This window comes from Salegentibacter maritimus, from assembly GCF_016236915.1.
GTDB lineage: Bacteria > Bacteroidota > Bacteroidia > Flavobacteriales > Flavobacteriaceae > Salegentibacter > Salegentibacter maritimus.
Window position 1 is genome coordinate 1 of sequence record NZ_JAEHOK010000062.1, and the last position, 373, is coordinate 373.

General features: G+C 45.6%; 1 protein-coding gene. It reads left to right on the top strand.

The window, feature by feature from the left end; all coding sequences use genetic code 11:
• The coding region (locus I6U49_RS16835) for an HYR domain-containing protein (RefSeq protein ID WP_198629698.1) at positions 1–373 on the top strand (373 nt) is incomplete at both ends.

Genomic DNA, 373 nt, shown 5'->3' on the forward strand with positions numbered 1-373 from the left:
AACGGAACAAGGGATGATAACCAGCCATTAGATGCAGAATATCCCGTGGGAACCACCAATATTACATGGACCGTGACAGATGATAATGGAAACGAAGCTCTACCGGTAATACAAACCATAACGGTAACTGACGACCAGGCACCGGTAATCGCGGCTGTGGAAGCTATCAATACTACTGCAGATGCAGATACCTGTGGAGCAATGATAGAAATTGTACCTCCGACGGCTACTGATAACTGTACGGTTGGAAATGTAAACGGAACAAGGGATGATAATCTGCCATTAGATGCAGAATACCCCGTGGGAACCACCAATATTACATGGATCGTGACAGATGATAATGGAAACGAGGCTGAACCGGTAATACAAACCG